Genomic DNA, 24,074 nt, shown 5'->3' on the forward strand with positions numbered 1-24,074 from the left:
AAACAGAAACACTGTCAAAAGGCAAGGCAACTTCTGACAGTGTAAGGGGAAAAAACAGAAACATTGTCAGAAGGCAAGGCAACTTCTGACAGTGTAAGGGGAAAAAACAGAAACATTGTCAGAAGGCAAAGCAACTTCTGACAGAGTAAGAGGAAAAAACAGAAACACTGTCAGAATGCAAGGCAACTTCTGACAGAATAGGAAGAAGCATTTATTTTAAAAGAACTTTACATTAAAGTTCTTGAATTCAATTGTGGGTTGTTTTAATATATAAGCAAATAGTTATATATTGATTTTTTAATAAAATGAATAAGTTAATATAGTCTAACAGATAATTGAAAGACTATATTTGATTTTTATATAAGTAAATTATTATTTACTTATATTCTCGAGGAGGGGTTATTAATGCTGAAATCAAAGGTTGATTTGGATCGTGCAGCGACCGTTTTGAAATTATTAGGTGATAAAACACGTTTATCCATCATTGCTATTTTAAAACAACGTGAGTGCTGCGTCTGTGAATTCCTAGAAGTATTTGAAATGAGCCAGCCATCCATCAGTCAGCATCTTCGTAAATTGAAGGATGCGGGCATGGTTAAGGAGGAACGAAGAGGTCAGTGGATTTATTATTCACTGAACCAGCAAACTGACCTTTATGGACTGATAGAAGATATCTTGGAACATGTACCAGATCAGACAGAGAAAATTAAACAAATTGAAAAAAGCAATCCTACACTTAAGTGTGGTTGTTAACAATAGGAGTGGAAAAATTGAGTAATTTAGAGAAAAAACGCTTATCATTCCTTGATAGGTACCTTACACTATGGATTTTTCTAGCTATGGCCATCGGGATAGGATTAGGGTATGTCTCTCCAGGCTTTGTAGATAGCATGAACAGTTTACAGGTAGGAACTACATCCATCCCACTTGCCATTGGTTTAATTTTAATGATGTACCCTCCGTTAGCAAAAGTTCGTTATGAGGAAATTGGGCGAGTTTTTAAAGATGTTAAAGTCCTCGCTTTGTCCCTAGTACAAAACTGGATTATTGGACCAATCCTTATGTTTTTATTAGCCATTATCTTTCTTCCGGATAAACCAGAGTACATGGTTGGCCTTATTATGATTGGATTAGCCCGTTGTATTGCCATGGTCATTGTATGGAATGACCTAGCAAAAGGAGATACCGAATATGCTGCTGGATTAGTCGCATTCAATTCGATTTTCCAAATGCTATTCTTCTCCGTGTATGCCTATGTGTTTGTGACCATTATCCCAGAATGGATCGGAATCCAAGGAGCAGTTGTCAATATTACAATGCTTGAAGTAGCGAAATCAGTATTCATTTATTTAGGAATTCCTTTTCTCGCTGGAATGATTACACGCTTTACGATGGTAAAAGCAAAAGGCAGACAGTGGTACGAGAAGGTATTTATTCCAAAAATTAGTCCTATTACTTTGATTGCTTTGCTATTTACGATCATCCTTATGTTCTCATTAAAAGGGGACGCGATTGTTAGCTTGCCATTAGATGTGGTCCGTATCGCTATTCCGTTATTAATTTACTTTGTCATCATGTTCTTTGTTTCCTTTTTTATGGGGAAGAAAATTGGAGCAAACTATCCTGTAACAACAACCCTTGCATTTACTGCTGGTAGTAATAACTTTGAGTTAGCAATAGCTGTTGCTGTTGGTGTATTTGGTATTCATTCGGGTGCGGCCTTTGCAGCTGTAATTGGACCACTAGTAGAAGTACCTGTCATGATTGCGTTAGTCAACGTGGCTTTATGGTTTAAGCGAAAATATTTCAAAGAAAATGCAGCCTAAAACTAATAATAAAGGTGGAGTACAACATGGAAAACAAAAAAACAATTTATTTCTTATGTACAGGAAATTCTTGCCGTAGCCAAATGGCAGAGGGGTGGGCTAAGAAACATTTGAGCAGTGAGTGGGAGGTTAAAAGTGCTGGTCTTGAGGCACATGGCTTAAACCCTAACGCAGTAAAAGCAATGAAGGAAGCTGGCATTGATATCTCTAAACAAACATCTGATGTAATTGATCCTACTATATTGAATAACGCTGACTTAGTTGTTACATTGTGCGGGCATGCTGCAGATCACTGTCCTGTCACTCCTCCACATGTAAAACGTGTTCACTGGGGCTTTGATGATCCAGCAAAAGCAGAAGGAGACGAAGAAGAAAAATGGGCATTCTTCCAACGTGTCCGTGATGAAATCGGAGACCGTATTAAACGTTTTGCTGAAACTGGCGAGTAAGCAAGAATTTCATAGCCAAGAGTATAATTGCTCTTGGCCTTAATTTAAAAGTCCATATAAGCAAAGACTTATATTCAATTCAATATGGAGGTATTCTTATGAGTAAAGTAGAAATCTTTGACCCAGCATTGTGCTGCCCCACAGGTGTGTGTGGGCCTAGCGTAGATCCTGAGTTAACAAGGGTAGCAACATCTATCTTTGTACTGGAGAAAAAAGGATTTGATATTAATCGCTATAACCTTGGAACAGAACCTGCCAAATTTGTTGAAAATAAAGAAGTAAATAAGATTCTTCATGAAAAAGGACCTGACTCACTTCCTGTTACTATTGTTGATGGAAGCATTGCTAAGATTGGAATCTATCCGTCAAACGAGGAATTGGCTGAATGGTTTCGCCTAAAAGCGGAGGAGCTGACCGAAAGACCAAAAGTCCGTCTTAAAATTGATTTAAAATCAACCAAATAAGAAAGCAGTGAAAATCATGTTTCAATCTTTCAATCCGAAAATGATCGTAAACACTAAGTTTTTATTTTTTACAGGTAAAGGTGGTGTAGGAAAAACATCGACTGCGTGTGCAACCGCTGTTACATTAGCGGACGAGGGAAAAAAGGTTTTGCTTGTAAGTACGGACCCAGCTTCAAACTTACAAGATGTATTGGAAATCGCCCTAACAAATAATCCAAAATCAATCCCAAACGTTCCTAATTTATTTGCTTGTAATCTGGACCCAGAAGAGGCGGCAAGGGCTTACCGTGAAAAAACAATTGGACCCTATCGTGGCAAACTTCCCGATTTAGTAGTGGCAACGATGGAGGAACAATTATCGGGAGCGTGTACAGTAGAAATAGCAGCATTTGATGAATTTACAAATTTGCTCGCTGACCCTACAATCGTTGAAGCCTATGAGCATATCATCTTTGATACAGCACCAACGGGTCATACACTTCGTCTTCTCCAACTGCCAACTGCTTGGAGTGGCTTTTTAGAAGAAAACACACATGGTGCTTCCTGTTTAGGACCGTTAGCTGGGCTGGCAGATAAGAAGCAAATGTATTCACTAACAATGGACGCCATTGCTGACGCGGCTAAGACAACCCTTATTTTGGTAGCGAGACCGGATGAATCATCATTACTTGAAGCCAATCGTGCTTCCAATGAATTAAAGGAAATTGGGGTTACAAACCAAGCTCTTATCATAAATGGATTACTCAAATCTTATCTACCCGATGATAAAATTTCTGCATCTTTTTATGAACGTCAACGAAAGGCGATTAAACAAATGCCAAAGGATTTAAAACAAGTTGTCACCTATTCGTTGCCATTTGTTTCTTATTCATTAACAGGTATTAAAAACCTTCGTTATTTATTTAACCAATATACTCTGCCCGCTACACAACCAGAAGGTAAGGGCCAGTCAATAGTATTACCTAGCTTAAATAAACTGATTGAAGATTTTTCGGAGAATAATACTAGAGTGATTTTTACAATGGGTAAAGGTGGTGTTGGTAAGACCACTATGGCATCTGTCATCGCAGTTGGATTAGTAGAAAAAGGACACAAAGTACATCTAACCACAACTGACCCAGCAGCTCATTTAGAGTTTGTTTTTCAGAATAGTAAATTGAATGATCAATTAACGATGAGCCGAATCAATCCAACAGCAGAAGTTGAGGCTTACAAAAAGGAAGTTTTATCGAAAGTAAGCAATGAACTTGATGAAGAAGCAATTGCGTACATTGAAGAGGATTTAAACTCACCTTGTACGGAAGAAATAGCAGTATTTCGTGCATTTGCAGAGGTTGTGGCAAGAGCACAAGAAGAAATCGTGGTCATTGATACCGCACCAACAGGACACACCTTACTCCTATTAGACGCAGCACAGTCTTATCATAAAGAATTGGCCCGATCTACAGGGGAAATTCCTGAAAGTGTGAAAACGTTATTGCCACGTTTAAGAAACCCTGAAGAAACAAGCATAGTCATTGTCACACTGGCTGAAGTAACGCCTGTTCTAGAGGCTAGTCGATTACAGGATGATTTAAAGCGTGCGGACATCGTACCAAAATGGTGGGTCATTAACCAAAGTCTATACGACACAGAAACAAAAGACCCTGTCTTAAAGGGAAGGGCACAAGCTGAAGAGGGATGGATACAAAAGGTGACCACGGAATTGGCTGAAAAATGTGCGATTGTTTCTCTAATGAGTGAAGAGAATAAAGGATATGAACAGCTAAAAAAGTTTATTTAAAATAATAAATAAGGAAAAATACTAAAATAGCTTTTTTTGTTTTCTAAATAAGAAAAAACTAGTAAGATAAGAAAGTGAATTTTTTGAAAGGTGAGGAATATATGATTATCACAGATCAAGCACGTGATGTTTTAATGCAATTGTTCCAAGAACACGAGGCTAAAAACATTCGTGTTTATTTTGCAGGCTTTGGCTGAGGAGGTCCACAAGTGGGACTGGCTCTGGATGAGCCGGAAAAAAATGATAGGGTAGTAACCATAAATGAAATTGCGGTTGCAATAGAAGCCGAGATTGAGCCTTATACAAACGACCTGACACTTGATTTCAATCAAGAGGTTAATGGTCTTGTGCTACTAGGGAATGAAAGTGATTGCTGTTAGGCAAGAATAAAAAGGGGATTTAGTCTAAAGACTAAATCTCCTTTTATGATCCAATTACTACTATATTAAGTAAAAGATAAAACCTGAAATAGTGGACATAACAACCACTGATAATACGAACATAAAAACTAGCTGTTTTTTAAAAATTGATTTTAAAAGAATCACTTCTGGTAAACTAGCACCTGCTGAACTGATGATCATGGCCATCACTGGTCCTAACGCCATTCCTTTAGCAATAAGCATTTGTGAAATCGGAATCATACTGGAAAGACGAATATATAAAGGAATTCCTATAATGGCTGCGATAGGTATTAGCCACCAATGGTCTCGGCCAAACACACTTGAAATCCATTCTGTTGGAACTAACCCGTGGATGACAGCACCAATTGCTGCACCGATTAATAAATAAGGATATACACTTTTCATTAAATTAAGAGTTTCTAATAAAGCCAATTTAATATTAAATTTTTGATGCTGTTCTTGATAACCGGTCATTACAACATTTTTTACTGACTTTTCGAATCCTAATTTCTCAAGAGTAAAGCCGATGATGATTGAAAAGACTGTGGTTAAAAGCGTATAGATAGCTGTCACTTTCCATCCAAGAGCCACACCCATTATAGTTAAAATCGTAGGGTCAAGGACAGGGGAGGCAAAAAGAAAAATCATTACTATCCCAAATGGCATTTTCTTTTTTAACATGTTTACAACGACTGGAATGGTGGAACAGGAACAAAAGGGTGTGATAAACGCAAAGACAATGGCAGCAAAGGCAGCGATCAGTTTGTTTTTTCCGGCTAACTTCTTTTCAATCTTCTCGTAAGGGATATATCCCTGAAGAAGACTAATGAAAAATGATATAACAATAAATAGGACCGTTAACTCAAGTGCGATAGATAGAAAACTTTTAAGCGTGTCTAACCACATGATCAATTCCCCCTAGCATTCGCTACAAACACAATAGTTTTTAGTGGTTTGTTCTGCTTTGTTCTTTTTGGTAAAAAATTTACTAGCTATCTTTTGAAAAAAGGATACATGTTTAATGCCAACAAACTTCCAAGCTTCCATTGATTTCTTTTCAATTTCTATTTGTTTTTCCTTAACTAATACTCCGTAGTTATAATGATACATAATTAATTCCTCCTAATATATATTATTAATCAAATAAATTTGATGTTTTGTTCGAACAAAATCTATTGTTTAAGCACATGTACACGGGCAACATTGGTTTACCGATGGTTTTACTGGAAAGGTTCTTTCTTTAGCATTGTTCTCCTTGCTCATTTCAACATAATTCTTCCATGTATCTCTTGCATTGCTTTCCGTTTCTGCCTGGCGTAATTTCATCATTTGATATTCTGTATACTCATTAAACATGTGAGTTCCTCCTATTTATCAAATTATATTGATATATTAATCAAAAAAAATTGATGAATAATTTAAAAAAATTTATCAGCAGGTTGGTTTGAATAGACAACAAAGTTCATGGGATAACAAATGATTGAGTTCTTCTTGGTTCAGTTCGTAGTAGCTCCATGTACCGCGTGTTTCTTTTGTTATAATATTGGCATCTAATAAAATCTTTAAATGATAAGACAATTTAGATTGAGCCATATCAATCAATGGAGCTAAATCGCAAACACACATAGCGCCTTTTTGAGTTAAAATATTCATGATCTGAAGTCTCTTTTTATCAGCAATCGCTTTGAATTTTAACTCATATTCTTCAAATACTCTTTCCAATGATATGTCTTGTAATTGGAATTTTTCTGCCATTTTATTTTCACCTACTTCTTAAATCAATTATTCTTGATGTTATTATATTATATCCAATATTTTCTTGTGTCAACAAATTTATCAAAAAAAATTGATTTAATTAATGTTTAAATTAACTGAAAGAATATGATGTAATCAATCAACCTACAGGAATAGAATTCTCACAAGCCTCACGTACATAATATATAGACGGAACCAGTTGAAAGGACATATTAAATTGTTGTTGATTTAATCAATCACATCGTTAAAAATCCAAAATAATTTGCTTAAATAAAATATCAATTTTTTTTGATAAAGGGTTGCAATTAGCAAAAATTACTAATATACTGAGGTTGTAAAATCAAAAAAAGTTGATTTATTGTTATTAAATCAAAAAAAATTGATGTAATTAGCATTAAACATAAAGGAGATGAGTAAAATGAATCTTATTAAAAAGTTAACTGGTAAAGCTTCTAAGTCATCAGACTGTTGTGGTGTAGAAATTAAAGAGGTGGAGGACACTCAAGAGGAATCATGTTGCGGGACTTCTGAGGCTAGCACAACTTGCTGTGGAACAACCGATGAACAACAATCTTCTTGCTGCTAAATGATAAACAAAAATAACTTGAATCAAATGGAGGACTACTGATGAAAATGCATGTTGGAATAAACGTAACGGATTTAAATAGTTCGATTGAATTTTATACTAAAGTATTTAATGCAGAGCCATTGAAAGTAAAGCCAGACTATGCAAAGTTTTTACTTGAAGATCCAGGCCTCAATTTCACACTAAATTTAAAAGACGAAGTCTCAGGAAATCAGGTGGGACACTTCGGTTTTCAAGTGGAAAATCAAGAAGAAGTCATGAAACACAAAGAACGTTTAGAAGGATTAGGATTTTTTGCAAGGGAAGAGATGGATGTTACCTGTTGTTATGCCACTCAAGACAAATTTTGGGTTACAGACCCAGACGGAAACGAATGGGAGTTCTTCTATACAAAAGGTGATGTCGAATCAATGTCCACTCCATCCGCGTGTTGTTCAGTTCAATCGGTTTCTAAATAGTCGGTGTACATGGCCCTGTGAAAGCTGCATAAATTGTTATAGATGATTTATAAAATAAAGGTCTGCCTTATTGGTAGGCCTTTATTTTTATGGAATTAAAAATAAAAACCACAAAAACAAACAAAAAACAAAGTTATTTGTTTTTATATTCAAAAATAAACAAATGTACAATATAATAAAACGGAAGATAACAAATATGAAAAACGGAGGGAATCGGATGGTGCAGAATATATGGAATCAAGAGAAAGCTTCAAAGGTAACAAAAGGAGTAAACGAATTAGTTTATCGTTCTAATTTAATTGGTTCAGATCGTTCCGTATGTAACTGGGGTGGCGGCAATACATCTATGAAGACAATTGAAAAGGATTTCCGTGGCCGTGAAATTGAAGTGATGTGGGTAAAAGGCAGTGGATCGGATCTTGCGACAATGAAGGCACATAATTTTACAGGTCTTAATTTAGAAGATATTCGTCCATTATTCGAACGGGAAGAAATGTCTGATGAAGATATGGTTGCTTATCTTTCATATTGTATGATTGACAGCAAGCATCCAAGAGCATCAATTGAGACCTTATTACATGCGTTCTTACCATTTAAGCATGTGGACCATACTCATCCAGATGCCATAATCAGCCTTTGCTGTGCAGATAATGGCAAAGATCTTGCTGAAGAGATTTTTGGAAGTCGTTTTGTTTGGGTTCCATATGTACGCCCAGGTTTTACCCTTTCTAAAATGATTGCCCAGAGAGTATTAAGTAACCCAAATGCTGAGTTAGTATTAATGGAAAAACACGGTCTGGTCACATGGGGAGAAACGTCTGAAGAATCCTATGTTAAAACAATTGAGATTATTAATGAAGCTGAACAATATATAAATGCTAGAATTGATGCAGATAACGTATTTGGCGGAGAAAAATATGAATCTCTTTCTAATGAAGATGCCACAAGTATACTAGCAAAAGTAATGCCTGTAATTCGCGGAGCCGTAAGCGGTGAAAAGAAAATGCTGCTAACCTATGACCGAGGGGAAGACGTTCTTCAATTTGTAAACAGCTATCAAGCACCAGAGCTTTCCCAAATTGGTGCTGCCTGCCCGGATCATCTCGTTCATACAAAAATGGTCCCACTTTATATTAACTGGGATCCACAAACGAAGGACGTAGACTCCTTAATTGATAGTGTGAAAGAAGGTATTGCGACCTTCAAAGCAGCATACAAAGAATACTTTGAGCGGAACAAGAATGAAGGCGATAAAATGTTTCAGCCAGCTCCGCGTGTCATTCTAATCCCTGGAGTTGGTATGATTAATACAGGTAAGGACGTCAACAATACAAGAGTGAGCGGTGCCTTATACCATCGTGCGATTGCAGTTATGAAAGGTTCTACTGCACTAGGAAACTTTGTTTCTTTAAATGAAAATGAATCCTATAACGTAGAATATTGGCCGTTAGAATTATATAAATTGACACTCGCCCCTGCTGAGGCAGAATTCTCTAGAAAAGTCGCATTTGTAACTGGTGGTGCCGGTGGAATTGGTAGTGAAACTTGTCGTCGCCTTGTTTCTGAAGGGGCTCATGTTGTAGTAGCAGACTTAAATCTTGAAGGTGCAGAAAAGGTTGCTGCTGAAATTAATGAAAAATACGGTGCGGGTCGTGCATTGGCCGTTAACATGGATGTGACCAAAGAAGAGCAGGTTCAAGCAGCTTTTGACCAAACAGCCCTCACATTTGGTGGAGTGGACATTATCGTTAACAACGCTGGTCTTGCTACTTCGAGCCCGATCGACGAAACCACACTTCAAGAGTGGAATTTAAATATGAATGTATTAGGAACAGGCTACTTCTTAGTTGCCCGTGAAGCATTCAAGCAAATGAAACAACAAGGAATTGGCGGTAACATGGTTTTTATTGGCTCGAAAAACTCAGTGTACGCTGGTAAAAATGCGGCTGCCTACAGTTCTGTTAAAGCACTTGAAACACATTTAGCGAGATGTATTGCAGCTGAAGGGGGAGAGTTCGGTATCCGTGTAAACTCAGTGCTTCCTGATGCGGTTCTTCAAGGTTCAGCTATTTGGGGATCAAGATGGCGTGAAGAGCGTGCAACCGCGTATGGAATCCAACCAAACCAGTTAGAAGAACACTATCGTAAACGGACTACATTGCTAGTGAACATCTATCCTAAAGATATCGCAGAATCTATCGCATTCTTTGCATCATCTAAATCAGATAGAACAACTGGATGTATGATTACAGTTGACGGTGGAGTACCCGCAGCGTTTACGAGATAAATAAAATTACCTATGGAGATTACAAATCATGGATTAAATTGGAGGATGAATATGATAGAAAACAGTAATAAATATGCATGGACCTGGGAGATTAAAGAAGAATTCTTAGAGGAATATATCGAACTACATTTGAATCCTTGGGCAGAAATCCTAGAAGAACATAGCAGAGCAGGGATAAAAAATTACTCCATCTTTCAAAATGGCAACCAATTTTTCTATTGCTTTGAATGTGAAGATGTGGACGCGGCTTTTGATTATATAGCAAAAAGTGAAGCTTGTAACCGCTGGAATACCATTACCTCTAAAATGGTTAAAGGCTCCTTTGATTTTAATGAGCCAGATCCTATTAAAATGCTTCGAGAAGTTTTTTACCTTAAATAATCCATAAGAGTCGTCACTGTTGGGCGTCTTTTATCAATTTCACCCCTTTCTGCAAATAAGAAAAAAAAAATTCATCCACTCATGTTATAGGAAATATCCAATTTTCTAGTATCATAGAAATAATAGTAAGCGTTTACAATTGAAGGGTGATAATTATGACAAAATACAGTATTGCCGTTGATATCGGTGCCTCTAACGGCCGTCTTATATTAGGGTATCTTGATGGTGGTTTATTAAAGCTAAACGAAATCCATCGCTTTGAAAACCAAATTGTAAAAAAAGGCGACTCCTATTGTTGGGAAACCGACAAAATTTTTCAAGAGATCAAAAATGGATTAAAAAAGTGCAATGAACTTGGCATTAAGCCAGATAGTATCGGAATCGATACCTGGGCTGTAGACTTTGTTCTTTTGGATGAAAACGACAAGCTGCTAACCGAAGCCGTATCTTACAGAGACCCTAGAACAGATGGAATGATGGAAAAGGTCTTTGAAAAAATTATGAAGGAGCGTCTGTACCTAAAAACAGGCATCCAATTCCAAAAGTTTAATACGATCTATCAATTGTATTCTATTAAACAACAATCACCGGAAATCTTTGATAGAGCGAAATCATTCTTAATGATTCCTGATTACTTCAATTATCAACTTACAGGAAAAAAAGCAAACGAATACACCAATGCTACCTCCACACAACTAGTCAATGCCTTTACGAAAAAATGGGATCATGACTTATTAAATATGTTAGGGATTAATAAAGAAATGTTCCATGAAATTAAGACGCCTAAGACGATTCTTGGAACATTAAAAGAAGAACTAGTTTTAGAGATAGGTTTTGACCTTCAAGTGATTCTTCCGGCCACACATGATACAGGTTCAGCAGTAATTGCCATACCGGAAGAAAATGAAACGATTTATATTAGTTCTGGTACATGGTCATTGATTGGAGTAGAAAACTATTTTCCAATCTGTGTAACAAAAGCCTTGGATTATAACTTCACAAATGAAGGCGGAATCGATTATCAATACCGGTTCTTAAAAAATATTATGGGTCTTTGGATGATCCAAGAGGTAAAACGCAGCTACAATGATGAATATTCCTTTGTCGAGCTTATTGAGTTAGCTAGGGAGGCTAAGGACTTTAAGGCCGTTGTTAATGTGAATGATGACCGCTTCTTAAAACCTGAGAACATGGTCGAGGAAATTATGAATTATTGTGTGGAAACAGGTCAGCCGATTCCTACCACACCTAGAGAAATCGCAAAATGTGTATTTGATAGTTTAGCAGTCAGCTATCAGAATGCTGTTAACCAAATTGAAGAAATTTTTGAAAAAAAATTCGAAAAAATCAATGTAATCGGCGGTGGCTGTCAAAATGAAATGTTAAATCAACTTATTGCCGATGTCACTAATAAAGAGGTATTTGCAGGTCCTGTTGAAGCGACTGCCATTGGTAACATTGTTGCGCAGTTAGTGGCCCTTAATGAAATCCAAGATATAAAAGAGGCCCGTTCGATTGTCAAAAAATCATTTGAAGTCAAAAAATATGTGCCGACCGCACCTATTACAAGCTGATTATAGAGAGGATGATAGAAGTGTCTATTCAAGAAAGCTATGAACTTGCGAAAAAAGCATATGGAAAATGGGGAATTAATGTTGACCAAGTCATCGAGGCCTTAAAAAAAGTTCCGATTTCCATTCATTGCTGGCAAGGTGATGACGTTAGCGGATTTGAAGTAAATCAAAACGAATTATCAGGTGGGATTGATGTAACCGGCAATTATCCAGGTAAAGCAACTACTCCTGAAGAGTTAAGAAGAGATTTAGAGAAAGCTTTATCCCTTATTCCTGGTAAACATCGTGTAAACTTGCATGCCATTTATGCAGAAACAAATGGTGAAGTTGTAGAAAGAGATCAATTGGAGCCGAAGCACTTTGAAAACTGGGTGAATTGGGCAAAAGAGAATCGTTTAGGATTAGATTACAATCCAACTCTATTTTCTCATCACAAAGCAGCTGACGGTTTAACCCTTTCGCATCCAAATGAAGAGATTCGTGAATTCTGGATTAATCACTGTATTTGCAGCCGGAAGATTGCCGAATACTTCGGAAAAGAGCTTGGTACACCTGCCCTAACAAACATTTGGATTCCAGATGGCTATAAGGATATCCCGAGTGATCGCCTGACTCCAAGAAAAAGATTAAAAGAATCGTTAGATAAGATTTTTGCTGTAGAAATTGATGAGAAGTATAACCTAGATGCTGTAGAAAGCAAACTGTTCGGAATTGGTTCGGAAGCGTATGTCGTTGGTTCTCACGAATTTTACCTTAACTATACGATGAAAAATAATAAATTATATTTACTAGATACGGGTCACTACCATCCTACTGAAACAGTTTCCAATAAGATTTCTTCTATGCTGCTATTTAGCGAGAAGGTTGCCCTACACGTATCAAGGCCAGTACGTTGGGACAGTGACCATGTGGTTATTCTTGATGATGAATTAAAAGAAATTGCATTAGAGATTGTACGTAATGAGGCATTAAACCGTGTCATCATTGGACTTGATTTCTTTGATGCAAGCATCAACCGTGTGGCAGCGTGGGTAATTGGAACACGTAATATGATTAAAGCACTACTTAATGCAATGCTTGTTCCAAATGAATATTTGAAACAACTGCAGGAAGAAGGAAACTTTACAGAGAGATTAACATTAATGGAGGAATTCAAAACTTATCCATTTGGTGCTGTGTGGGATTATTATTGCGAAAAAATGGGTGTACCAGTAAGAGAATCTTGGTTGGATGAAGTTAAAGTGTATGAACAAGAGGTTTTATTAAAACGATAAAAACAAAAGACTCAATGCGGGTTTATTACCTTATTGAGTCTTTTTTTAAGATAGGATGTTTGCTTTTCAAAAATATGTTATATTATTGTAGATAATACGCAAGTAAACAAATGTAATCCAACATAAAACAAAAAAGTTGGAAGGGGTACTTAAAGTGCTTGTAGCAGAAAGACAAAAAAAGATTGTGGAATTGGTCAATGAACGATTAAGTATACGGGTAACAGAGCTTAGCAAGATTTTCTCGGTGACTGAAGAAACAATCCGGCGTGATCTTGAAAAACTTGAAAAAGAGAATTTGTTAATGAGAAGTCATGGCGGAGCGGTAAGTATTGAAAAAGATCAATTGGAGATCTCCTATTTGGAAAGAGAAATTACAAACGCTACGGAGAAAAAAGAAATTGCAATAGCGGCAGTTAATTTAATTAAAGCTGGTGACCAAATTGTTCTAGATGCTAGTACAACTGCTTGGTATGTAGCAAAGGAATTACCTGATATGCCTCTAACGGTACTCACCAACTCCATAAAAGTAGCTATTGAACTTAGTAAAAAGGAGCAGATTAAAGTGATTTCTACTGGAGGCACTTTATTGTCTCAATCTCTTTCCTATGTGGGACCTCTTGCAGAGCGTTCTCTTGGATTATATCACGTCAATAAAGCATTTCTTTCCTGTAAGGGAGTTCATCTGGAAAGAGGTCTAAGTGATTCAAACGAATTCCAGGCATTGCTAAAGAAACATATGATGGAAATAGCGGATGAAACCATTCTGATGGTTGACACCAGCAAATTTGGAACAAGAGCATTTTCTCATATTGGACCACTTTCGACTGTTGATTGTATTTTAGTCGATTCAAAAATAGATGAAGAGTTAAGAATAAATATAGAAGAAAAAAATATTAAAATAATAATTGCAGACTAGAAAGAGCGCTTTTGTTTCATAAATGCTCTCTTTTGTGATAATCCCGTAGTATATAGTATAATGTGGTTGATTCAGAAAGAGGAGGGCTTTTACGTGAAATACATAAATATTGCAAATACCGATATAAAATCTTCCAATATCATAATGGGAAATATGCGCCTACCCCAACTGTCATTGTCTGAGGCTGAAAACTTAATTCGCACTGCGATGGATGAAGGGATTAATTTCTTCGATCATGCAGATATCTATGGCAAAGGAAAAAGTGAGGAAATTTTTTCAGAAGCGATCCAAATGAATGCAAGCATCCGTGAAAAGATGATTATCCAAAGTAAATGCGGGATTCGTTCTGGTTTTTTTGATTTCTCAAAAGAGTATATTATTTCGTCTGTTGACGGGATTTTAAAAAGGTTAAATACCGAATACCTCGATATTTTACTACTTCATCGTCCAGATCCATTAATGGATCCTGCTGAGGTTGCTGAGGCTTTTGAAGAACTCCATACGAACGGAAAAGTAAAGTACTTTGGTGTATCGAATCATAATCCAGCCCAAATAGAACTGTTACAGAAATACATTCCATATAAATTGGTGGTAAACCAGCTGCAGTTTAGCATAGCGCACACACCAATGATTGATTCTGGAATTGCATTGAATATGAATATTGATCAATCGATTAATCGGGACAGCAGTGTTTTAGAATATTGCCGTCTACATGACATTACGATGCAAGCCTGGTCACCGTACCAGCATGGCTTCTTTGAAGGCTCCTTTTTAGGTGATGTTGAAAAGTACCCTGAGTTAAACCAGGTAATTGATACGATTGCAGAAAAATATGGTGTGACAAATACGGCTATCGCAACAGCATGGATCACACGTCACCCGGCAAATATCCAGGTAGTACTAGGAACAACCAAAGTTGGACGTTTGCAGGACGCATGTAAAGGCTCCGATATCAGATTAACAAGAGAAGAATGGTATTCTATCTACAAGGCAGCAGGGAATATCGTACCTTAATAGAAAAATAAAACGTAGGGCGAAGAAATCTTCGTCCTATTTTTTGTGCCATCAATTTGTTGAAAAAAAAGTGAAACTTTTTAACTAGGGTGTCGTATACCTACTAGGAATATTTTACATAAGTGGAAATAGGGGGTTAGAAAATGGAATTACAAAATGAGGTTAAGGTACAGAAAGAGAAACCGAGTTTATTTGGAATGTTTACGAATCCGGAGCAACAGTTTGAGAGAATAAGAGAAAATCCAAAAATATGGGTACCATTAGTGATTGTTAGTATTCTATACGCAATAGGAACCGTCTTTATGGCTTTTAGCATTGATGCATCAACGTTAATTGATCAGGGGATCCCAGAAGATCAGGTAGAAATAGTATTAACCATTACTAAAATTACAGTAGCAATAACAGGTATCATTTCGCCTATTTTGGGTGTGTTGATTAGCAGTGCCATCCAATTGGCGATAGCTAAGATTGCGAGTTCATCAGTAACCTTTAAACAGTTATTTTCCATGAATACTTTTATTATGGTCATCGGAGCTGTTGGTCTTATTTTAAATATGGCAATTAGGTATACGATAGGTGGGGACGTTGAAATATATGTTACTAGTTTAGCAGGATTATTAAATCAAGATAAGGCCGGGTTCCTAGGCTCAATCGAAGTATTCGGTATTTGGACATTAATTTTAACGGCTTTGGGACTTCACAAAACAGGTCAATTCTCAAAGGGGCTTGCTTGGACCATTGCAATTATTTTCTTCTTAATCGGGATTGGATTTGGTTTAATTGGAACCTTGTTACAAGGCGCGCCAAAACTTTAAACTACAATACTTGAAAAATTGAAGGGAGAACAGGATAAGGGAAGTGTCCCCTCTTGAAGAGCGGGGCTCTCCTTTTGTCTGCATAATATGAAAAAGAAAATTTGGATTACCATAGGTGTTGTCTGTCTTATCGTTCTTATGATTGCAGTCAGTGTCTACCGTCAGGTTTTTGCAAAAGGACCTTCTGTAAAAACCGCACAAATGACACAAGAGGAAATATCCTCTTTATTAATGATTCCCGGCACAGTTAAATTACAAGAGGAACAAGTGGTTTATACTTCACCAGAAAAAGGCGAATTGAAGGACCTACTTGTTAAAGAAGGGCAGACGGTTAAAAAAGGTACAGTGTTGGCCACACTTCAAAATCCTCAACTCGATCTAGAAATGGAGCAAAATAAATTAGCAATCGAATCAGCTAACCTAAAAATTACCCAACTAGATAAAAAAATAAAACAGCTAAAGGAAAAAGAAACAACATTAGCTGAACAGGTTGGAAAAGAGGAAGCTAAAAAACAGCTTGCCCCTGAACGTGAGCAGCTTGAAATGGAAAAAAAGTTAGCCAATATTGAGCTAAAGCAAACCTCGCTTCAAAAAGACTTACTTAATAAGCGCCAAAGCGAATTAGAGATAAGAAGTACAATTGATGGTGTTGTTTTAACAGTGAAAAAACAAGGTACATCCACTGCGGAAGCATCGAATCTTGAGCCCCTTATACATATCGGAAAGCTTGAAGGATTAACCGCTGCAGGACTCTTATCTGAATATGATTCTATAAAAGTAAGCAGTGGACAAAAAGTTACTTTGCGTTCGGACGCAGTACCAGAACAAGAATGGCAGGGAGAAGTCACCACAATTAGTGTCCTTCCACAGCAAAATCAAGCTGGTCTTCAAAACGGCAGTCAGGCAGTGCAATATCCTGTAACGGTAGAAATCTCGGGTGATACAAAAGCTTTAAAACCAGGGTTCCAGGTCATTATGGAAATTGAAACAGACAAAAAGATGGCCTTGGTTCTTCCAGTAGCTTCCTTACATGATGATGGAGATCAGCCATATGTGTATGTTGTAAAGGATGGAAAGGCGCGTAAACAAAAGGTGAAAACAGGTATCACGTCTGGAGATAAGATTGAAATCCTTGAAGGTGTTTCAAAGGATGACAAAGTCATCATAAATGGACCTGAACAACTTAAGGATGGGCTGGAAGTGAAGGTCAAATGATTCGCTTAGAAAATATCACACGATCGTTTATGCTAGGGAAAGAGAATGTACATGTATTAAACGGAATCAGTCTGACGATTGAGTCAGGTGAATTTGTTGCGATTATGGGCCCCTCCGGTTCGGGAAAATCCACATTAATGAATATTATTGGCTGTTTGGATAAGCCCACAGAGGGTGAGTACTTTCTTGCTGGTGAAAATGTATCACACTATAAGGATAAGGAATTAGCTAGAGTAAGAAATCAGTCCATCGGCTTCGTCTTTCAACAGTTCCATCTCCTGCCTCGATTGTCCGCGTTAAAAAATGTCGAACTCCCGATGATCTATGCCGGAATTTCAAAAAAAGAACGGCAAGCTCGTGCGGAAGAGGCATTGATTAAAGTAGGCTTGTCAGACCGAATGAACCACCTTCCGAATTCACTATCTGGGGGACAAAAGCAACGCGTGGCCATTGCGAGAGCGATTGTTAACCAGCCAAAGCTAATTTTAGCAGATGAACCGACAGGGGCACTTGATTCAAAAACAAGCATAGACATCATGGATCAGTTTAGTAAGCTAAATGAGGAAGGCGTAACGGTAGTTGTGGTCACACATGAATCTGAAGTTGCTCAATATGCAAACAGGACTATCATGGTAAGGGATGGGCTAATCCAATCCCCTACACTAATTGATAGGGGGATGTTGCAATGAGTTTTATGGAAAATCTAATCATGGCATTGAGCTCTCTTAAGGCCCATAAGATGCGAAGTATTCTTACTATGCTAGGAATTATTATCGGTGTAGCAGCTGTCATCATTGTAGTAGCGATTGGGCAGGGTGGGGAAGCCATGCTGAAAACACAGATTACTGGCTCAGGAAATACAATAGAAATGTTCTATCAACCGTCTGATGAAGAAATGAGGGCAAACCCTAATGTGTTCCTTCAAGCTCCATTTAAACAAGAGGATATTCGTGCGCTGGAACAAATCCCAGAGATTAAGAGAGTGGTAGCATCAAGCACAAAATTGTCGCTAGCAAGATTTCAAAAGGATACAGCCGATGTTTCTACAACTGGAATCAATCAGTCCTTTTTAAAGTTAAATAAATTAAAAGTAACAAAGGGGCGAAACTTTTCTGCTTCTGATTTTCTGGGTGGAAGGAGAGCTGGAGTGATTAGCTCCAAAATGCAGGAGGAACTCTTTAAAGGGGACAATCCTGTTGGAAAAATCATTATGGTCGCCAATCAGCCAATTGAAATCATTGGCGTACTAGAAAAGCCGACTGGACTTCTTTCTTTTGGGTCAATGGAGGTTTACCTTCCCTTCCAAACGTGGAGAAATATGTATGGCAGCAGTGATTATACCCAAGTAACACTCCAGGCGGCATCTGCTGAACAGCTGCAGGTTACTGGTAAAAAGGCGTCAAGACTGTTAAATAAGATGCATAATACAGAAAAATCCTATCAGGTCATTAACATGGAAGAAATCGCTCAAGGAATTGGGCAAGTGACGAAAATTATGACCTTAATCATCGGAAGTATTGCCGGGATTTCACTATTTGTCGGTGGTATCGGAGTTATGAATATTATGCTCGTATCCGTAACGGAAAGAACAAGAGAGATTGGTATTCGAATGGCTCTAGGTGCAACCCGAGGTCAGGTGTTAACACAGTTTTTAATTGAATCCATGACATTAACCTTTATTGGGGGAATTCTTGGAATCGTACTTGGTTGGGGAACTGCCACAATTGTAAGCTTCTTTGCAGGCTGGCCATCCTTAGTTTCCTGGCAGGTAGTATTAGGAGGAGTATTGTTTTCGATGGTAATAGGTATCATTTTTGGACTGCTTCCAGCAAACAAGGCCTCAAAGCTTGATCCGATTGAATCATTAAGATATGAATAATGTTATCGTCATCAAAGAAAGTCTGCACTTTTGTGTGCGGGCTTTTTTTAAAAGCTATAGATTTGCAGAATTATAGCTGTGTGTTAAAATTATTTTATGGAATATTCAGTAAATATTTCAGTGTTCTTTCCCAAATTAATAGGTTAGAAGGAGTCGAGTTGAGAATGAAGAGTATGAGCGTAGAAAATAAAGGATACTTTGGAGAATTTGGTGGAAGTTTTGTACCTGAGGATTTACAGCAGGTCATGAACGAATTAGAGGAGCAATTTTTACGGTATAAGGATGATCCTGAATTCATCGAGGAGTTCAACTATTACCTAAAAGAGTATATTGGAAGAGAAAACCCGTTAACCTTTGCGGAAAATCTAACGAAACAAATCGGTGGTGCGAAAATCTATCTTAAAAGAGAGGATTTAAACCACACAGGTGCTCATAAAATTAATAATGCCATCGGGCAAATTCTATTAGCCAAACGGATGGGTGCCAAGCGTATTATCGCGGAGACAGGTGCTGGGCAGCACGGCGTAGCCACTGCTACTGCCTGTGCGATGTTTGGGATGGAATGTATCATATATATGGGAAAACTGGACACGGAGCGGCAGGCTCTTAACGTGTTCCGTATGGAATTACTAGGAGCAAAAGTGGTTGCAGTTGAAAAAGGCCAGGGGCGCCTAAAGGATGCTGTCGATGAAGCATTAGGTGATTTAGTCCAAAATTATCAACATACTTTTTATTTATTAGGTTCGGCTGTTGGCCCTCACCCTTACCCATCAATGGTGAAACACTTCCAATCTATTATTAGTGAAGAATCCAAACGCCAGATACTTGAAAAAGAAGGAAAACTGCCAACAGCGGTGGTTGCCTGTGCAGGTGGAGGCAGTAATGCGATCGGTGCGTTTGCTCATTATATTGAGGAACCATCTGTTCGATTAATTGGAGTGGAACCAGCTGAAGCCCCAACCTTAACTGAAGGAGTGCCAGCTGTCATTCATGGCTTTAAATGTTTAACACTATTGGATGAGAAGGGAGAGCCGAAACCAACGTATTCGATCGCTGCTGGTCTGGACTATCCTGGAGTCGGTCCTGAACATAGCCATTTAAAAACTAGCGGAAGAGCAGAATATGTGACGGTTACTGGGCAAGAGGCGTTAGAAGCGTTTCAACTGCTTAGCAAAACGGAAGGGATTATCCCAGCATTAGAAAGCTCCCATGCAGTGGCCTATGCCATCAAACTGGCAAAAAATTTATCTCCTGAAGATGTGTTGATTGTTAACTTATCTGGTCGCGGCGATAAAGATGTAGAACAGGTATTTAAGATGTTAAAAGATAAATAAACTGGGAAGGGCGAGGAGTAAAATGCCTCGTCCTTTTCTTTTGGGGGTATCATATGGAAGGCTTAAAATTTGAAAAGGGATATAAAGAGAATGAAGCGTTAAGAGGAAGCTTTAATGAGCTGGCCTTACATACATTTGGAATTGAATTTGAAACTTGGTATCAACATGGATACTGGACAGATAAATATCAGCCGTACTCCTTTATTCACCAAGGGAAAGTGGTTGCGAATGTCTCGGTTAATCTCCTAACCTTGGTAATTGAAGGTGAGAGTAAGAGAGCCATTCAAATCGGAACGGTTATGACCCATCCGGATTATCGTAATCAAGGGTTATCTAGAAAGCTCATGGAAATCGTGTTAGAAGACTTTAACTATGTCGACCTTGTCTATTTGTTTGCCAATCAAACGGTGTTGGATTTCTATCCTAAGTTTGGGTTCAAAGCAATGGATGAAATTCAGTTTTCAACGAACTACGATTTTGAGCCTTCGAACCCATCGAGAATAAGGAAATTAGATGGGACCAACTCAGAAGACTTATCTTTTATCTACACCATAGCTGCAAAAAGAAAATCAGTTTCAAAGATTTTTGGAACAGCAAGCAGTGAGGAACTTTTAATGTTTTATTGCATAATGGTATTTAATCATGACCTCTATTATTTCGAAGAGGAAAAGGTATTGGTTATTTTTCAAAAAGAAGATGATATCATTCATCTTTATGATATAGTTTCAACTGAGGAAGTAGATATTCAATTAATCGTAAACCGGATAGCCTCACCAGAGATTAGGAAAATCATTTTTCATTTTCATCTAGATAATTGTGAGTTCCTTATTACGAAGGAGATTCACCAATCTAGTAATGTTCTTTTTATAAAGAATCTTACAAACGTTACATTGCCTAAAAAATTCAAGCATCCGATTACATCTCAGGCGTAACTTTGTAAATTTTAATAGGAGGTGTAGGGTGTTGGTGAAAAATTTAGAAGGCCATAAAATTATCATTACAGGGGCGAATAGCGGTATTGGCTATGAAGCCGCAAAATCTTTAAGTAAGAGTGGTGCTGAAGTTATATTAGCTGTAAGGAATGAAGAAAAAGGCAGGGCTGCGGCAGAGTCTATTGTGAAGGAAGTAGCTCAAGCAAAAGTTGCAGTTATTCGACTCGATTTAGCTGATTTAACTAGCGTTAGAGAATTTGTGGAAAATTATAAAAAACGATATGATTCCCTACATATTTTGATTAACAATGCAGGGGTGATGCTGCCTCCATATGGTTTAACAAAAGACGGATTTGAGTTGCAATTTGGAAGTAATCATTTAGGACACTTTGCTTTAACAGGCCTATTACTGCAGTTACTAAAGAACACTCCACAATCACGGGTAGTATCACTTAGCAGTATTGCACATAGAGGGGCTTCCATTGATTTTAATAATCTTGATGGATCAAAAGGCTATAAGGGTATGAAGTTTTACGGGCAGAGCAAGCTTGCTAATTTACTATTTTCTAAGGAATTAGACAATAGGTTAAAAGAGCATGAGCTTCCAACAATTAGTCTTGCTTGCCATCCTGGTATTTCTTCAACGAATTTATTTAAATTAGGAAAAAGAGACGCGCCGGGGTATCTCAAATCTCTCATGAAAGTATTTTTTCAACCAGCGGATATGGGGGCACTGCCAGCTATATATGCAGCAACAGAATCCAGCTGGAACGGCGGAGAATACATAGGGCCTGATGGAAGAGGAAATAGAAAAGGAAACCCAACGATAGAAACTCCCGCTCCTAGTGTGTACAATACAGAAACCATGAAGAAGCTTTGGGAAGTATCGGAAAAATTAACTGGAGTAACGTACGATTTTTCTAAATGAGGAATTTACGGTGTCTCTTTTAAAGAATTTGCAGGGGATTTATAGAATCCAAAGTAAGAACTAGTCCACTGTCAGAATAGGGCGGTGATTCGGACAATCCGAGATAAAAATCTCGTCATTCTGTCCGAATAAGGCAGTGATTCAGACAATCTTTGGTAAAAATTCGTTGACCTTGTCCGAATAAGGCGATGATTCGGACAATCAGGGAAAAAATCCGTTCAACCTGTCTGAATAAGCCAGTGATTTGGACTATCTTAGGTAAAAATTTGTTGACCCTGTCCGAATAAGCTAGTGATTCGGACAATCCAGGAAAAAAATCAGGTCACCTTGTCCAAATAAGGCCGTGATTTGGACAACCTTAAGTATAAATCAGGTCACCTTGTCCGAATAAGCCAGTCATTCGGACAATCCTAGATGAAAAGCTTGGCATTCTGTCCGAATAAGGCGGTGATTCAGACAATCTTAGGTGAAAATTCGTTGACCCTGTCCGAATAAGCCTCTGATTCGGACACTTCTAGGTAAATTTCATTATACCCTGTCAGATTAGCTTATGTAACTTACGTTCACCTATAAAAAAATTTTAACCGTTTAGGAAGATTTGTCCCCTATGACTGCTAAATAGGGGGCTTTTTTTCATGCAACAAAGAATTGAATCACATTGAAAAGAATATATTTAACCAAGCATGTACACTATTTTTTATAAAAGGGGAGCACTATGTTCAGAAAAAGAGTGAACTATTACATAGAGAATAATCGTTCGAGTAGCATTTCCTTTTATAAACGAGGCTGTTCTATTTTTTGCGGAGCATCTCTAGTTGCCATATCCTTGCAGCTATTTCTAGTGAAAAATTATGTAATTGATGGAGGCGTAATAGGAATCAGCATCATCCTTTCTCATATTACACGTCAAGAGGTAGGGCTGTTCCTTCTGTTATTGAATACTCCCTTTTTCATAATCGGCTATTCTTACCTGGGTAAAAGGTTTCTGGCTTTAAGCCTATTCGCTATTCTCGTGTTGTCAGTGGGAACCTATGTACTAGAGCCGTATCCTGCTTTAACACACCAGCCTCTATTAGTGATTATTCTAGGTGGAATGATCTTAGGTTTAGGAGTGGGGATCACAATACGATTTGGTGGATGCTTAGATGGGACTGAGGTACTCGCCATTTTATTCAGCAAACGTTCCCGGTTTTCAATTGGACAATATATTCTATTTCTAAATTTTTTTATTTTCAGTAGTTCTATTTTTATTTTTGGATTAAAGGAGGCTATTTACTCATTAGCAACTTTTTTTGTCGCCTATAAAACGATTGATTTTTCGATTCAGAATCAATAATTAATAGTTTTTTAGGAATTCTGTAAATTTTACAGGAATTCACTGGTCCAATTGTTCTTATAAACTGGTAAATCTTCTTGATTATTTCCAAACTTAAAGGAATCTTCTGTTTTTTCGCTAACACTGTCCGAAGATGCTGTGACTTCTGACAGTGTTTCTGTTTTTTCCGCTAACACTGGCCGAAGATGCCGTGACTTCGGACAGTGTTTCTATTTTTTCTGCTAACACTGTCCGAAGATGCCGTGACTTCTGACAGTGTTTCTATTTTTTCCGCTAATACTGTCCGAAGATGCCGTGACTTCTGACAGTGTTTCTATTTTTTCGCATACATTGTCCAAAGATGCCGTGACTTCTGACAGTGTTTCTACTTTTTCTGCTAACACTGTCCGAAGATGCCGTGACTTCTGACAGTGTTTCTACTTTTTCTGCTAACACTGTCCGAAGATGCCGTGACTTCTGACAGTGTT

The 24,074-nt window shown here is 37.7% G+C and carries 27 protein-coding genes; 22 read left to right on the forward strand and 5 right to left on the reverse strand.

Going from position 1 to position 24,074, the window contains the following annotated elements; genetic code table 11:
* Window positions 1–405 precede the first annotated feature (405 nt).
* The 6 genes from AC3A54_RS07510 to AC3A54_RS07535 all read left to right on the forward strand — a co-directional run bounded on the left by AC3A54_RS07510 (window position 406) and on the right by AC3A54_RS07535 (window position 4,902).
* A complete protein-coding gene (locus tag AC3A54_RS07510) occupies window positions 406–753 on the forward strand; it encodes an ArsR/SmtB family transcription factor (protein WP_487654005.1) in 348 nt (115 codons plus the stop codon).
* 17 nt (window positions 754–770) lie between these two features.
* Window positions 771–1,826 (forward strand): ACR3 family arsenite efflux transporter, encoded by a 1,056-nt coding sequence (gene arsB, locus AC3A54_RS07515; protein WP_487654006.1) that lies wholly within the window; start codon window positions 771–773, stop codon window positions 1,824–1,826.
* Between the two features lie 26 nt (window positions 1,827–1,852).
* A complete protein-coding gene (arsC, locus tag AC3A54_RS07520) occupies window positions 1,853–2,275 on the forward strand; it encodes an arsenate reductase (thioredoxin) (RefSeq protein WP_487654007.1) in 423 nt (140 codons plus the stop codon).
* Between the two features lie 98 nt (window positions 2,276–2,373).
* Window positions 2,374–2,739: an arsenite efflux transporter metallochaperone ArsD gene (arsD, locus tag AC3A54_RS07525; protein ID WP_335545090.1), complete on the forward strand. Its 366-nt coding sequence runs from the start codon at window positions 2,374–2,376 to the stop codon at window positions 2,737–2,739.
* A 16-nt stretch (window positions 2,740–2,755) separates the two neighbouring features.
* Window positions 2,756–4,522 carry an arsenical pump-driving ATPase gene (gene arsA / locus AC3A54_RS07530; protein ID WP_487654008.1) on the forward strand — a complete coding sequence of 589 codons (1,767 nt, stop codon included), beginning with the start codon at window positions 2,756–2,758 and terminating at the stop codon, window positions 4,520–4,522.
* Between the two features lie 209 nt (window positions 4,523–4,731).
* Window positions 4,732–4,902, forward strand: coding sequence for a hypothetical protein (locus tag AC3A54_RS07535; RefSeq protein WP_487654009.1), 171 nt, complete (start codon window positions 4,732–4,734; stop codon window positions 4,900–4,902).
* Window positions 4,903–4,962: 60 nt separating this feature from the next.
* On the opposite strand, the gene AC3A54_RS07540 is transcribed toward AC3A54_RS07535, so the two are convergent.
* From AC3A54_RS07540 to AC3A54_RS07555, 4 genes are all read right to left on the reverse strand, one after another.
* Window positions 4,963–5,829 (reverse strand): permease, encoded by an 867-nt coding sequence (locus AC3A54_RS07540; RefSeq protein ID WP_487654010.1) that lies wholly within the window; start codon window positions 5,827–5,829, stop codon window positions 4,963–4,965.
* Between the two features lie 12 nt (window positions 5,830–5,841).
* Window positions 5,842–6,033 carry a hypothetical protein gene (locus AC3A54_RS07545; RefSeq protein ID WP_487654011.1) on the reverse strand — a complete coding sequence of 64 codons (192 nt, stop codon included), beginning with the start codon at window positions 6,031–6,033 and terminating at the stop codon, window positions 5,842–5,844.
* A gap of 69 nt (window positions 6,034–6,102) precedes the next feature.
* Window positions 6,103–6,279, reverse strand: coding sequence for a hypothetical protein (locus AC3A54_RS07550; RefSeq protein ID WP_487654012.1), 177 nt, complete (start codon window positions 6,277–6,279; stop codon window positions 6,103–6,105).
* A 75-nt stretch (window positions 6,280–6,354) separates the two neighbouring features.
* Window positions 6,355–6,678 (reverse strand): ArsR/SmtB family transcription factor, encoded by a 324-nt coding sequence (locus tag AC3A54_RS07555; RefSeq protein WP_487654013.1) that lies wholly within the window; start codon window positions 6,676–6,678, stop codon window positions 6,355–6,357.
* A 418-nt stretch (window positions 6,679–7,096) separates the two neighbouring features.
* Between AC3A54_RS07555 and AC3A54_RS07560 the strand changes: the two genes are divergently transcribed.
* From AC3A54_RS07560 to AC3A54_RS07635, 16 genes are all read left to right on the forward strand, one after another.
* On the forward strand, window positions 7,097–7,264 hold the full coding sequence (locus tag AC3A54_RS07560; protein WP_487654014.1) for a hypothetical protein: 168 nt from the start codon (window positions 7,097–7,099) through the stop codon (window positions 7,262–7,264).
* Between the two features lie 38 nt (window positions 7,265–7,302).
* Window positions 7,303–7,722, forward strand: a complete 420-nt coding sequence (locus AC3A54_RS07565; protein WP_487654163.1) for an ArsI/CadI family heavy metal resistance metalloenzyme — start codon at window positions 7,303–7,305, stop codon at window positions 7,720–7,722.
* A 217-nt stretch (window positions 7,723–7,939) separates the two neighbouring features.
* A complete protein-coding gene (locus AC3A54_RS07570) occupies window positions 7,940–10,009 on the forward strand; it encodes a bifunctional aldolase/short-chain dehydrogenase (protein WP_487654015.1) in 2,070 nt (689 codons plus the stop codon).
* A 51-nt stretch (window positions 10,010–10,060) separates the two neighbouring features.
* Window positions 10,061–10,390: an L-rhamnose mutarotase gene (locus AC3A54_RS07575; RefSeq protein WP_487654016.1), complete on the forward strand. Its 330-nt coding sequence runs from the start codon at window positions 10,061–10,063 to the stop codon at window positions 10,388–10,390.
* A 155-nt stretch (window positions 10,391–10,545) separates the two neighbouring features.
* Window positions 10,546–11,964 carry a rhamnulokinase gene (gene rhaB, locus AC3A54_RS07580; RefSeq protein ID WP_487654017.1) on the forward strand — a complete coding sequence of 473 codons (1,419 nt, stop codon included), beginning with the start codon at window positions 10,546–10,548 and terminating at the stop codon, window positions 11,962–11,964.
* 20 nt (window positions 11,965–11,984) lie between these two features.
* Window positions 11,985–13,238: an L-rhamnose isomerase gene (rhaA, locus tag AC3A54_RS07585; protein ID WP_487654018.1), complete on the forward strand. Its 1,254-nt coding sequence runs from the start codon at window positions 11,985–11,987 to the stop codon at window positions 13,236–13,238.
* A 154-nt stretch (window positions 13,239–13,392) separates the two neighbouring features.
* On the forward strand, window positions 13,393–14,154 hold the full coding sequence (locus tag AC3A54_RS07590) for a DeoR/GlpR family DNA-binding transcription regulator (protein ID WP_487654019.1): 762 nt from the start codon (window positions 13,393–13,395) through the stop codon (window positions 14,152–14,154).
* Between the two features lie 93 nt (window positions 14,155–14,247).
* Window positions 14,248–15,168, forward strand: a complete 921-nt coding sequence (locus AC3A54_RS07595) for an aldo/keto reductase (protein WP_487654020.1) — start codon at window positions 14,248–14,250, stop codon at window positions 15,166–15,168.
* A gap of 143 nt (window positions 15,169–15,311) precedes the next feature.
* A complete protein-coding gene (gene yknW / locus AC3A54_RS07600; RefSeq protein ID WP_487654021.1) occupies window positions 15,312–15,983 on the forward strand; it encodes a YknW family membrane protein in 672 nt (223 codons plus the stop codon).
* Between the two features lie 87 nt (window positions 15,984–16,070).
* Window positions 16,071–17,198, forward strand: a complete 1,128-nt coding sequence (locus AC3A54_RS07605; protein ID WP_487654022.1) for an efflux RND transporter periplasmic adaptor subunit — start codon at window positions 16,071–16,073, stop codon at window positions 17,196–17,198.
* Window positions 17,195–17,887 carry an ABC transporter ATP-binding protein gene (locus AC3A54_RS07610; RefSeq protein WP_487654023.1) on the forward strand — a complete coding sequence of 231 codons (693 nt, stop codon included), beginning with the start codon at window positions 17,195–17,197 and terminating at the stop codon, window positions 17,885–17,887. The genes AC3A54_RS07605 and AC3A54_RS07610 overlap by 4 nt, the downstream gene beginning before the upstream one ends.
* Window positions 17,884–19,077 (forward strand): ABC transporter permease, encoded by a 1,194-nt coding sequence (locus tag AC3A54_RS07615; protein WP_487654024.1) that lies wholly within the window; start codon window positions 17,884–17,886, stop codon window positions 19,075–19,077. Before AC3A54_RS07610 ends, AC3A54_RS07615 begins: the two co-directional genes overlap by 4 nt.
* Before the next feature lie 164 nt (window positions 19,078–19,241).
* Window positions 19,242–20,411: a tryptophan synthase subunit beta gene (trpB, locus tag AC3A54_RS07620; protein WP_420489722.1), complete on the forward strand. Its 1,170-nt coding sequence runs from the start codon at window positions 19,242–19,244 to the stop codon at window positions 20,409–20,411.
* 53 nt (window positions 20,412–20,464) lie between these two features.
* Entirely contained in the window at window positions 20,465–21,343 is an 879-nt protein-coding gene (locus AC3A54_RS07625) for a GNAT family N-acetyltransferase (RefSeq protein WP_487654025.1), read from the forward strand.
* Window positions 21,344–21,374: 31 nt separating this feature from the next.
* Window positions 21,375–22,271, forward strand: a complete 897-nt coding sequence (locus AC3A54_RS07630) for an oxidoreductase (RefSeq protein WP_487654026.1) — start codon at window positions 21,375–21,377, stop codon at window positions 22,269–22,271.
* 715 nt (window positions 22,272–22,986) lie between these two features.
* Window positions 22,987–23,607 carry a YitT family protein gene (locus AC3A54_RS07635; RefSeq protein ID WP_487654027.1) on the forward strand — a complete coding sequence of 207 codons (621 nt, stop codon included), beginning with the start codon at window positions 22,987–22,989 and terminating at the stop codon, window positions 23,605–23,607.
* A gap of 273 nt (window positions 23,608–23,880) precedes the next feature.
* On the opposite strand, the gene AC3A54_RS07640 is transcribed toward AC3A54_RS07635, so the two are convergent.
* Window positions 23,881–24,074 (reverse strand): hypothetical protein (locus AC3A54_RS07640; RefSeq protein ID WP_487654028.1); only part of this gene is annotated, 194 nt, incomplete at its 5' end.

The organism is Neobacillus sp. Soil_C_43, from assembly GCF_057656715.1.

Bases quoted from the DNA above. Each gene is read 5' to 3' on its own strand.
- AC3A54_RS07540 (WP_487654010.1), bottom strand. From the start codon at position 5,829: ATGTGGTTAGACACGCTTAAAAGTTTTCTATCTATCGCACTTGAGTTA.
- AC3A54_RS07510 (WP_487654005.1), top strand. From the start codon at position 406: ATGCTGAAATCAAAGGTTGATTTGGATCGTGCAGCGACCGTTTTGAAA.
- AC3A54_RS07545 (WP_487654011.1), bottom strand. From the start codon at position 6,033: ATGTATCATTATAACTACGGAGTATTAGTTAAGGAAAAACAAATAGAA.
- AC3A54_RS07555 (WP_487654013.1), bottom strand. From the start codon at position 6,678: ATGGCAGAAAAATTCCAATTACAAGACATATCATTGGAAAGAGTATTT.
- AC3A54_RS07605 (WP_487654022.1), top strand. From the start codon at position 16,071: ATGAAAAAGAAAATTTGGATTACCATAGGTGTTGTCTGTCTTATCGTT.
- rhaB (WP_487654017.1), top strand. From the start codon at position 10,546: ATGACAAAATACAGTATTGCCGTTGATATCGGTGCCTCTAACGGCCGT.
- AC3A54_RS07570 (WP_487654015.1), top strand. From the start codon at position 7,940: ATGGTGCAGAATATATGGAATCAAGAGAAAGCTTCAAAGGTAACAAAA.
- yknW (WP_487654021.1), top strand. From the start codon at position 15,312: ATGGAATTACAAAATGAGGTTAAGGTACAGAAAGAGAAACCGAGTTTA.
- arsC (WP_487654007.1), top strand. From the start codon at position 1,853: ATGGAAAACAAAAAAACAATTTATTTCTTATGTACAGGAAATTCTTGC.
- trpB (WP_420489722.1), top strand. From the start codon at position 19,242: ATGAAGAGTATGAGCGTAGAAAATAAAGGATACTTTGGAGAATTTGGT.
- AC3A54_RS07610 (WP_487654023.1), top strand. From the start codon at position 17,195: ATGATTCGCTTAGAAAATATCACACGATCGTTTATGCTAGGGAAAGAG.
- AC3A54_RS07635 (WP_487654027.1), top strand. From the start codon at position 22,987: ATGTTCAGAAAAAGAGTGAACTATTACATAGAGAATAATCGTTCGAGT.
- AC3A54_RS07575 (WP_487654016.1), top strand. From the start codon at position 10,061: ATGATAGAAAACAGTAATAAATATGCATGGACCTGGGAGATTAAAGAA.
- AC3A54_RS07615 (WP_487654024.1), top strand. From the start codon at position 17,884: ATGAGTTTTATGGAAAATCTAATCATGGCATTGAGCTCTCTTAAGGCC.
- arsA (WP_487654008.1), top strand. From the start codon at position 2,756: ATGTTTCAATCTTTCAATCCGAAAATGATCGTAAACACTAAGTTTTTA.
- AC3A54_RS07560 (WP_487654014.1), top strand. From the start codon at position 7,097: ATGAATCTTATTAAAAAGTTAACTGGTAAAGCTTCTAAGTCATCAGAC.
- arsD (WP_335545090.1), top strand. From the start codon at position 2,374: ATGAGTAAAGTAGAAATCTTTGACCCAGCATTGTGCTGCCCCACAGGT.
- AC3A54_RS07550 (WP_487654012.1), bottom strand. From the start codon at position 6,279: ATGTTTAATGAGTATACAGAATATCAAATGATGAAATTACGCCAGGCA.
- AC3A54_RS07625 (WP_487654025.1), top strand. From the start codon at position 20,465: ATGGAAGGCTTAAAATTTGAAAAGGGATATAAAGAGAATGAAGCGTTA.